Source organism: Cecembia lonarensis LW9, from assembly GCF_000298295.1.
Lineage (GTDB): Bacteria > Bacteroidota > Bacteroidia > Cytophagales > Cyclobacteriaceae > Cecembia > Cecembia lonarensis.
This window is the reverse complement of the sequence record NZ_AMGM01000109.1, coordinates 1-10,499: the sequence shown is the minus strand read 5'-3', so window position 1 is coordinate 10,499 and position 10,499 is coordinate 1. Positions and strand designations below refer to the sequence as shown.

General features: G+C 38.1%; 7 protein-coding genes. 6 read left to right on the top strand and 1 reads right to left on the bottom strand.

Annotated features, from left to right (window positions below; translation table 11 throughout):
• From B879_RS18895 to B879_RS18875, 5 genes are all read left to right on the top strand, one after another.
• A partial coding sequence (locus tag B879_RS18895) for a hypothetical protein (protein WP_040401234.1) occupies positions 1–382 on the top strand: 382 nt, incomplete at its 5' end.
• A complete protein-coding gene (locus B879_RS18890; RefSeq protein WP_009186826.1) occupies positions 379–2,235 on the top strand; it encodes a sensor histidine kinase in 1,857 nt (618 codons plus the stop codon). The genes B879_RS18895 and B879_RS18890, both read left to right, overlap by 4 nt.
• Before the next feature lie 31 nt (positions 2,236–2,266).
• A complete protein-coding gene (locus B879_RS18885; protein WP_238542170.1) occupies positions 2,267–4,063 on the top strand; it encodes a right-handed parallel beta-helix repeat-containing protein in 1,797 nt (598 codons plus the stop codon).
• A 191-nt stretch (positions 4,064–4,254) separates the two neighbouring features.
• Complete coding sequence (locus tag B879_RS18880) at positions 4,255–5,931, top strand: protease inhibitor I9 family protein (RefSeq protein ID WP_009186824.1); 1,677 nt, start codon at positions 4,255–4,257, stop codon at positions 5,929–5,931.
• 429 nt (positions 5,932–6,360) lie between these two features.
• Complete coding sequence (locus B879_RS18875; RefSeq protein ID WP_009186823.1) at positions 6,361–7,431, top strand: hypothetical protein; 1,071 nt, start codon at positions 6,361–6,363, stop codon at positions 7,429–7,431.
• A gap of 546 nt (positions 7,432–7,977) precedes the next feature.
• Here B879_RS18875 and B879_RS18870 read toward each other — a convergent pair.
• Entirely contained in the window at positions 7,978–9,186 is a 1,209-nt protein-coding gene (locus B879_RS18870; RefSeq protein WP_009186821.1) for an acyl-CoA dehydrogenase family protein, read from the bottom strand.
• A 128-nt stretch (positions 9,187–9,314) separates the two neighbouring features.
• Here B879_RS18870 and B879_RS18865 point away from each other — a divergent pair, with 128 nt between their 5' ends.
• The gene (locus tag B879_RS18865) at positions 9,315–10,286 is read left to right on the top strand and encodes a tryptophan 2,3-dioxygenase family protein (RefSeq protein WP_009186820.1); all 972 of its coding nucleotides are present in this window, start codon (positions 9,315–9,317) and stop codon (positions 10,284–10,286) included.
• Positions 10,287–10,499: the final 213 nt, after the last annotated feature.

Here is a 10,499-nt window from a genome sequence, read left to right as displayed (position 1 = left end):
TCAAGCTGAGATTTTGCAGGTCAATTTAAGAGATTCACCAAATGACATTCTATGTATATTCGGCACGGCCAAAGGTCAAATATGGATCGGTACCAGAAGTAATGGACTCTATGTGTTGGAAGAAAATCTGGCATTCAATGTACAGGTAAGTGAGAAATTTTCTGATGACCCTTTAATGCTATTCCAAACAAAAGAAGGGGAACTCTGCCTGCTCCAAAGAAATGGTGAATTTAAGCTGCTCAACAATAATTTAGATGTCATAAAAACAGACAAAGTGTATGCATTAAAAGGCCTAGACCAATTTAATCAACCTGACCTAAAATGGATACCCTTTATTAATGAACCACTATTATTGGGGTTTGATAAGGTTAAAACCAAATGATCATTTTGGATTTGCTCCATGAAAAAATAGCAAGGGATCCCATACCCATCTCAGATACCCTAAAAGCATTTTTAAATGATTTTGATGCAATGGAAAATTGGGATGCATTTTTACATAAAGATCAAATCATACTTAATTCACCAAGTTCAGGGGTAGGCATTATAGACTCAACTAAGGATAATGAAGCCTGCTATGTATTTGATGAGATCAGCGAGCTATTTTTTATTCCTGACATTGGTTTTTTAAGTATTTCAAAGGATAGAAGCATAGGTTTTTTTGATCCCGAAAATAAAAAAGTTGAGAATCCCATTCATTTAAAAAAAGTGCTGTCCGTCGACTCAGAAATCACAGATGTTGCCTACAGAAAAGATTGGCTTTGGGTCGCAACATCTGGTAGTGGCATTTACCTGATTCATTTGAAAACAGGTAAATTACTTCATTATGATGTTTCCTCTGGTTTGCCAACAAATTATATCATGGCACTGAAATTCCACGATGACAGGACCGTTTGGGCAAGTACCAATAATGGGATATTTAGGGTTATCTTTTCCAAAAACCAACAAAACATAAACTTTGAAAACATCAATTATTTCAATAACAAAAACGGAATTCCCATAACGGAATTTATAGCGGGTAAATCCTTTGAGGACAGCTCCGGAAAACTTTATTTCATGGGAAACCATGGGCTATTGATGATCAGATCCCAAAATTTTAACCGAACAAATTTCACAAACAATATTGTCTTAACAGAATTAAAGGCCAATCATAAGCCTATACCAACGACACTTGCCCTTCAGCACATGAATGCTATTCAGCTGGAACACAATGAGAACAACTTAGAGTTTTATTTCTCTTCCATTTCAGGCACTGCCCCTGAAAACCTCAATTATAGTTACATGCTGGAAGGTTACGATAAAGAATGGGTACATGCCGGTAACAGAAGATATGCTTCTTACACCAACTTATTACCGGGGACCTATTATTTTAAAGTGAAACTTACGCACGAAGAACCAACAGATACGAATGCAAATGAACTTGAAATCCTGATTAAGGAGGCTTATTGGCAAACAGCTTGGTTCAAGGGGTCTTTGATTCTGGTGATGGCATTTCTTTTATTTCTATTATACCATGTAAGGGTCAATTATTTACTAAAAATAAGGGGGATTCGAGAAGAAATTTCCGCCGATCTGCATGACGACCTAGGCGCAAGATTGACAACCATTCAGTTGTTGTCTGCCATTCACAAAAACAGATTTAAAAATAACAAAGAGTTTAATCAAGTCCTCCAACAAATTGACAGTGAAGTACTAGAGTCAACAGAAGCTTTACATGACTTGGTTGGGAGTATCAAGATGAATGAGGAGCAGATGGAAGATTTCCTGGCAAAAACCAGGAGATACATCAGTGAAACTCTCGAAGGTTCTCATCTAAAATATAGTATTCAGATTAATGAAAGTCTTTCCCAGGAAGGTTTTAGCTTTAAGAAGAGAAAAGACCTGTTCTTTATTGTTAAAGAATTGATAAACAACATCCGAAAACATGCAAAAGCCACGAAGGTGGAAGTAATTTTAGATAAAAAAGATAGTCAGCTACTTCTTTTAGTAAGGGACAATGGGATAGGATTTGATGTAAACTTCAATTCAGATAGAAATGGATTGAAGAATCTTAAAACAAGAATTGAAAGAAATAATGGAGTTTTCTCCATTGTAAGCAACAGGAATTTTGGAACAAGCATTGAAATTTTAATTCCATTTGATTCAGTTAGCGACATTAAAAGCTTCTTGGGTTTTTGGACTTGGAATACTAAAACAAAACGGATCATTTCAAAAGTCAGCTTTAAGTATGGAAATTGAATCACGGAGCTGGTATTGGCACAAGATATTGATGTGCATTATTTTAATTTATATTAGCCAACCCGCTGCTAATTTTCTCCTTGCACAGCATGCATATGAGGTCAACAGCATAGAAGACTTTCCAGACGCAGATTTAGCAGATGATATCTGCGCAGATGCTTATGGAAACTGTACTTTGAGAGCAGCTATTGAAAATGCCAATAAATCATCCCATCGGGATACCATAATTTTTAAGATTCCAGGGAAGAAGACTCATACCATCACCTTAAAATCAACGCTTCCTTACCTATTATTCCCAATTGTCATAGACGGCACTACACAACCTGGATATACCAATGCACTGCCTTCTATCTCATTATCTGGAAAAAATCTTTTGAATAATGATGTCCCAGCTCAAAATGATTATTATCAAAGACGAAGCTTCGGACTTTATTTTGACAATAACAGTAGTGGAAGTACACTTAGGGGACTTGCATTTGAAGCATTTTATTCCCCTTCCATTGAGGTGGATTCAGACAATAATATCATTGAAGCCAATCTTTTTGGATCTTATGAAAGCCAACCAGAAAGAGGCAATTGGGTTGGATTGGTCATTTATGGCAAAAACAATAGAGTAGGGTCAAAACAAACCAATCAAGGAAACACCTTTTTGAATAACATCAATGGACTGATCATATTTGGTGAGAAGAATCTAATCGTCGGGAATTCCTTTGGTATCGAAAGTGTATCATTCCCCGCTTACGCCAATGGGAAAGCCATGGTGTTTTCATTTGCCTCAAAAAATAATGAAATCGTGGACAATCTGATCATTTCAAACTATGGAGGCATTGAGATGAGTGGTATCAATCATAAGATATACAATAATTTTATTGGGACTAATAGAAAAGGGGACAAAGGATTAGGAAACGTCATTGGCGTTAACCTGTTAAATGGTGTGGAAAACATTCAGGTTGGAAATAAATATCAAGGAAATATAATTTCCGGAAATGAAATCGGAATCCAAGTTTTTAACAACATGCCTCCATTTTTGCCAAGAAATAGGTTTTTGGATATCATAATCAGGGGAAATAAAATTGGAACAGATGTTTCTGGAAAATTCAGTTTAGGAAATAAAATTGGCATTTTGGTTAAAGATGCAGGAGGGGTAGTGATTGGAAGCAACAAGGAATTTGAGTCAAATCTGATATCAGGAAACTGGGAGGCGGGAATCTATTGCTTCAATGCTTTTGAAACCATCATTGAAGGAAATCTGATAGGAACAGATAAAACCCAAATGTATGAAATGCCAAACACTATAGGCATATACATAAGCAATACTAAAGTTTTTGAGACACCTGATAATATTGTGGTGAAAAACAATACCATAAGCGGAAACCTATCAAATGGAATTCATTTTGGCTCATTTACCAATAATTTAAATATCACCGGAAATAAAATAGGGGTAAAGGGCTTCAAATTTCAAGCCTTGCCCAATCAAAAATCTGGCATTTTTATCAGTTCAGAAATAAAAAATTCATGTATTGGAAGTTTGCTTGAATCAGAAAAGAATATCATCGCCCAACATCCATCTTTTGGAATAACCTATTACGGTGATGAAAGTTTGGCAAAAGACATGTTACAAAAAAATCAGAATTATGGAAATGGTCAGGGATCAATTAACCGTACTGAAATAAACGAATATCCTACTGGTTATTTCAATCCGCTAAGGAATTTAGAGAAAATATATTTGACCTATATGCTCAATCAATATGCATTTAGAATCACTCGTACGGAGGACAACCTAAAGTATTGGTACAATGAACTTTCCAAGATGGAAGATTATTTTTAACCCTAATTTTTTACATAAAAGAGTTTTTTGACATAAAAGCCCAGTAAATCAGCATAAAAATACCCTGTACAGGTGATTGACAGGCATTTATTATCTTCCTAACTTATTTTTTAAAATTATAACCTTAATAAATGGCTTTTTTCCAAATATTTGGATAGCAGCCTTTATTTTCAACTTAAACCTTTTACGTGATGTCAGCAATGAAAAATTTTAAACTCAAAAACACCCTACCCTTATGGGGGGTATTGATGGTATTAATGGTCTTTTCCTGTCAGGATTTGAATATGGAGGACCAAAAGACAGAAGATTTATCCAAAGTGGATCAAATCTCCTCAAATGTAGTACCGGGGAAGTACATAGTTACTTTACACAGCAACCAAATCAATTTTCGAAAATCTGATAAGTACGAGGATGTACAGGCCGGAATGAGGAAAATTGCCAATGAAGTTTTGCTTAGATGTGGTATGCAAGAAAAAGTTGTTGATGCGGTTTTTGGAAATGTATTTACCGGTTTTGTTTTAGAGTTGAACAATGAAGAACTCAACATGCTAAGTAAAGACCCAGATGTTAAGTCCATTACACCTGATAAATATGCTATATCAAATCACAGCTTAAGAAATAACAACCCAAATAGGGGAGGAAAAGGGTCTGACTCAGAACCGAATCCAGAACCGGAACCGGAACCGGACCCGGGAAATGGAAACATTAATCCAAATTGGTATTTGGATAGAATAGATCAAAGAAGCTTACCACTTGACAATAAGTTTAACACTTCCTACACTGGAAAGGGTGTCACTGTTTATTTATTAGGTATGCCTCTAGATCCCACTCTTGATGAATTTGAAAACAGAGCCAAGGTTGATGAAATTTCATTTTCTGATACTGGAAAAGTTGCATCCAGGTATGAAGAACTAAAATATCTTGGAAATATATTCGGAGCTGTTGTCGCCGGTAAAAGTTTAGGTGTTGCTAGAGATGCTAAGTTGGTGGCTATTGATTTTTTGTATGAACAGCCCATAGATTATAATCGATTTTATGAAGTATATTTAAGTTCTTATATTGTTGGATTGGACTATATTTTAGGTACGGCTAAAGGCCCCTCAGTTATTCTGACAGCATCTATTTCCTATATATTAGAACCTCTTTTAGAAGATGCATTTAACAAATTATATGAAGCGAATATCAGTATTTTTACAGGTGTAACAAATGCAGATAGTAATATTCCTACCTGTACTACCTCTCCCTCAGGTTTCCAAAATGTTTTCACAGTAGGTCCGACTCTTCAGGACGATAGACTAGGATTCTTTGGTTGGCAGTTTGGGGATTGTATTAACCTTTTTGCACCAGGAGTCGACATACTTGTGGATGGATTTTCTGGATCTGAAATTGAACGGTTTGATATTTCATACTGGAATTCAGGTGCTTTAGGTGCCGGTGTAGCGGCACTTTATTTAGACTCCATTCCAACTGCCACTGCCCAACAGGTGTATGATTTCCTATTTGAAACTTCTACAAAAAACATTGTCAGGTTTTCCAAATCCATCAATAATCACCTATTATTTTCTGGACTCAATAGCATTGGGGCAGGGGAAATAGACCCAAACCGCCCCAATTATGCCTTTGATTTGGAAGCAAGTTCCCAAAAAGCCAGAGGCAACAGTTACATGGTATTTTTCTTTTGGAATAAAGTAGAAAGTGAAACTGGTATGTTAAATGTCTATCAGGATGGAGAAGCGGTAGGCAGTGTAACAAATGGAGGATCCTTTATGATAAGTGTGAGTGGAAAAGACTTACCTCCAAGAACCTATAAATTCTGTGTACCCAAAACCAACCTATGCTCCAATGAAGTAATAGTCACGTTTAATTGATGTTTAGTTGAATAAGCCACTCCGAAAGGGGTGGCTTTTTTTGTTTGGGGGAAGGTTAATTGTTTTCGGATTGTCGTGGTGGTCTTGGTTCGGGCTTGGATAGGGAAGAAAATATTTAAATTGTTGTAGTGGTTGTAATGTTTCCGCTTCGGACAAATATTACGGTTCTCATGGTTGTCGTTGTTGTCAGGTTGTCATGGTTATCGGGGTTAATCCTTAAAACTTTGATCATTTAAACTTCTATTTCTTTCTTTTTCAACCTGACACTTTTGAGATTACAAATAGTGACATCAAAACCAACCTAAAAAGGGGATTGACAGCTTTTTATTTTATGGATAGATTGATTAAAAGAATAAAAGCATTTAATAAAGCTTAAAATCAAACTATTTGGGATATACGACCCTATTTTCAACTTAAACCTTTGATGTTATGTCAGCTATGAAAAATTTTAAACTCAGAAACACCCTACCCTTATGGGTAGGAATGGTTGCAATGATTTTCTTTAACTCGGCTTGTGTCGATTTACAGGATAATCTTCAAGAACAAGGTATTCAGGAAAACATTGATTTAACCAATAGTGAATTACTTGCCGACCAGTTTAATCCAAATTTACGGATTGCAGCGATGGATTGGACCTGTGAAGAAAAATGTGTTACCCCAAATTCCACTCAAGCATTCAGGAAAAGAGGAGAAGCATTCGTCTACGTGGGACCTAACAAGAAAACAGTCAGTTATACAATCTACAATACATTCGATGAGTTTGTAGTAGAAGTAAACACTTCAACCGACGATTTTGACTTTAGAGGAATGTTAAGGTACACGATCAGCATAAACGGACAATCTTTTGAACTGTCAAATTTGAAGGTGGGAGAACTTGGTAAAGTTACAATTCCATTAGAGGAAAATTACATAGATTGTGGACTTATGGAAGTGAGTATAGTTCAAACGGGTTATGGTCAAAGAATAGAAATTAATGATGATTATAATTTGGTAAAAACCTGTGAACCAGTCAATATTGATGATTTGAAAGTAGGAGATACATTTCAAGGTGGGAATGTTTTGAGATTACCAAATACTGCTGATCTTTTTTTACCAGATATTGATTATGTATTGATAATTGCTCCTTTAATAATTAGTCAAAACGCACCTTGGGGATGTGAAGGCCAAGTAATTGACTTTTCTATTTCTGGAGCTTCTCCTACGGCCATTATCGCATCTCAATGTCAAGAAGAGGGAATAGCAGCCAAATTAGTAGCCGAACTTGAAATTGAAGGTTTTACCGACTGGGAACTTCCCAGAGGATTAGAATTACCGTTTAATCTTCCATTTGGATTTTCTAAAGTTTGGACATCTGATCAACATGGGGGTATATTTTGGGATCCCGATCCTGAAATAAATGAAAGTCGTTATGCAATTGCTTTTAGTAAAGGTGGTACTTTTGCCACAGAAAAGTCAAAAAACCTCCAAGTAATGGCAGTTAGGAGGATTTACTTAAATTAAAATTAAAAAGGCTGTCTTCTAATTGGGACAGCTTTTTTTCTGCCTTTGTTGTCGTGGTTATCGGGTTGCCATGGTTCGGACTTGGATAGGGGAGAAAATGTTTTAAATGTTGTAGTGGTTATAATGGTTGTAGTGTTTCCGCTTCGGACAAATATTACGGTTCTCATGGTTGTCATTGTTGTCAGGTTGTCATGCTTTTCGGGGTTAACCATTTAAGCCTTAAACTTTTAATCATTTAAACAATTTTCACCTCGGTACAAGTAGTTGCAAAGATCTAAAGTCGGGTTTTTCACCACAAAGAAACATAGGTCCACATAGTATTCCTGGGATCAACCGCCTGATTTTAAAAACAAAGATTGGGTGCTGCCCAACTATGTTTTCTATGATCACTATGCGGTAATATATTTTTTTACCAAAGCAGTCACATAGATCAAATTGTTCTCCAATCTCATTTCTAAACAACAGTCAAAAAAATACCGCCGAGGTTTCAAAAACCTCAGCGGTCTCAGTCTTATTTCTTGTGTCTTAAGTCTTGTGTCTTAAGTCTTACTTAAACGCCGGTATCCCCGTAATCTCATGACCCAAAATCAACAAATGGATATCATGGGTACCTTCATAAGTCACCACAGATTCCAAATTCATCATATGGCGCATCAATGGGTATTCACCGGTGATGCCCATCCCGCCATGGATCTGTCGGGCCTCTCTGGCAATGTCCAAAGCCATGGCCACGTTGTTGCGCTTAGCCAGGGAAATCTGTGCGGTGGTGGCCTTGCCCTCATTCATCATCATGCCCAGTTTCCAGTTGAGCAACTGGGCCTTGGTAATCTCTGAAAGCATCTCCGCCAACTTTTTCTGGATCAACTGGAAAGAAGCGATAGGCTTGTCAAATTGGATTCGCTCCAAAGCATACCTCCTGGCAGAATCATAGCAGTCCATGGCTGCACCCACCGCGCCCCATGCAATGCCATAGCGGGCAGAATCCAAACACATCATCGGTGCACCCAAACCACTTTTACCTGGCAAAAGGTTTTCCTTAGGTACTTTCACATTGTCAAAAACAAGTTCACCCGTAGCAGAAGCCCTCAAAGACCATTTGCCATGGGTCTCTGGGGTGGAGAAACCTTCCATGCCTCTTTCTACAATCAATCCATGTATCCTTCCAGCCTCATTCTTGGCCCAGACCACAGCAATATCTGCTTTAGGGGAGTTGGAAATCCACATTTTGGCACCGTTCAAGAGGTAATGGTCACCCATATCCTTAAAGTTGGTCACCATTCCAGATGGGTTGGAACCAAAGTCAGGCTCTGTCAACCCAAAGCACCCCAACATTTCCCCTGATGCCAATTTGGGCAGGTATTTCATCTTTTGTTCCTCAGAACCAAATTTATAGATGGGGTACATCACTAAAGAACCCTGAACCGATGCGGTAGAGCGCATCCCGGAATCGCCTCTTTCGATCTCCTGCATGATCAGTCCATAGGAAATGTAGTCCAAACCGCCACCGCCATATTCTTCCGGTATCTGTGGGCCAAAAGCCCCAACCTCTCCAAACTTCCTGACGATTTCATAAGGGAAATGGGCTTTTTGCGCCCAGTCTTCTATGTAGGGACTGATTTCTTTTTTGACAAAATCTCTGATGGACGACCTGATCAATTTGTGTTCCTCGGTCAAAAGATCGTCCACACCATAAAAATCCACCCCCTCGAATAGGTCCTGCTTCATGGATTGCTGCACTGCTGAAGTATCTGCCATAACTGTTTTGGTTTATTGCTAATTTAAATGGAATTTTACAGCTGAATTCCCTGAATATGCTGTTTTCCTGACCTGAAATAAATAGAAAGCAGCTTAAAAAACTACCTTATCGCACAAAAAATTAACACATGAGCCCAGCAAAATACCCAAAAGACGTTTTAGAGAAAATAGAGCTGCTTCAGGAAAAATTCAAGGCTTCCGGACAGGACCTTTCTTCTTACCTGGAAGGTCTCTTATATGCTGATTACATGAGCTATTGGGATTACATCAACCTGGATATCCTGCTTTCTTTGCAACAGCCAAGAACATCTTTCAAAGACGAAAAGATCTTCATCATTTACCATCAGATTACCGAGTTATATTTTAAATTGATCATCTGGGAATTGGAACAGATCGCTGATAAAAAACCAATTGATGCCAAATTTTTCAAAGAAAGGTTGGAAAGGGTAAACATGTACTTCGACCAATTGATCGCCTCCTTTGCCGTCATGTGGAAAGGAATGGAAAAAGAACAGTTCCTGAAGTTCCGCATGTCCCTATTGCCTTCCAGCGGTTTCCAAAGTGCCCAATACCGGGTAATTGAACTCCAGTCAACAGATGTGCACCAATTGATCCACTTGGAAAGGAGGGAGTTCCTGAAAAATGAAAAGGATATCCATACCATATTTGATAACCTGTATTGGCAGCATGGGGCAAAGGAATTGGCAACAGGTGAGAAGACCTTAACATTGAAGTCTTTTGAGAAAAAGTATGGCAAGGAGCTCAAAGAGCTAATCGAGATCTATAAGGGCAAAAACATGTGGAAGAAATACGAGGAATGTGCCGATAAAGACGAAGAACTGAAGGAACTGATGCGTTCCTTGGACTTAAAGGCCAATGTCTTTTGGCCCTTGGCCCATTATAAATCTGCGGTCCGGTATTTACAGCGTGATCCGCAGGATATTGCCGCTACAGGAGGGACCAACTGGCAGAAATACCTGCCGCCACGTTTCCAAAAAGTCATTTTCTTTCCCGAACTTTGGAGCCAAGAAGAAATGGACGAGTGGGGCAAAGGCTGGGTGGTGAAGGAAGTTTTTGGGAGTGAGGAGGACCGAGCGTAAAGAAAAGCTTTAGTAAAGCTTTTTAGCGAGGGGCCAGGATGTAGGGGAGGCTAACATATATTGGGAAGTTTTGAACCATGAAGAAATTAAGGGCATTTAGGTTTTTCATTAAGGACCTGGTGTTGTCCGGAGCTTTCAGCTCTGGACGATAAATCCTGAGCTTTCAGCTCAAATGAATAAACTTCCTTTATTCCTTCATGTTGAAACTTCCGT

Coding starts and splice junctions, on each gene's coding strand:
- B879_RS18885 (WP_238542170.1), top strand. CDS start 2,267: ATGTGCATTATTTTAATTTATATTAGCCAACCCGCTGCTAATTTTCTC.
- B879_RS18875 (WP_009186823.1), top strand. CDS start 6,361: ATGTCAGCTATGAAAAATTTTAAACTCAGAAACACCCTACCCTTATGG.
- B879_RS18865 (WP_009186820.1), top strand. CDS start 9,315: ATGAGCCCAGCAAAATACCCAAAAGACGTTTTAGAGAAAATAGAGCTG.
- B879_RS18880 (WP_009186824.1), top strand. CDS start 4,255: ATGTCAGCAATGAAAAATTTTAAACTCAAAAACACCCTACCCTTATGG.
- B879_RS18870 (WP_009186821.1), bottom strand. CDS start 9,186: ATGGCAGATACTTCAGCAGTGCAGCAATCCATGAAGCAGGACCTATTC.
- B879_RS18890 (WP_009186826.1), top strand. CDS start 379: ATGATCATTTTGGATTTGCTCCATGAAAAAATAGCAAGGGATCCCATA.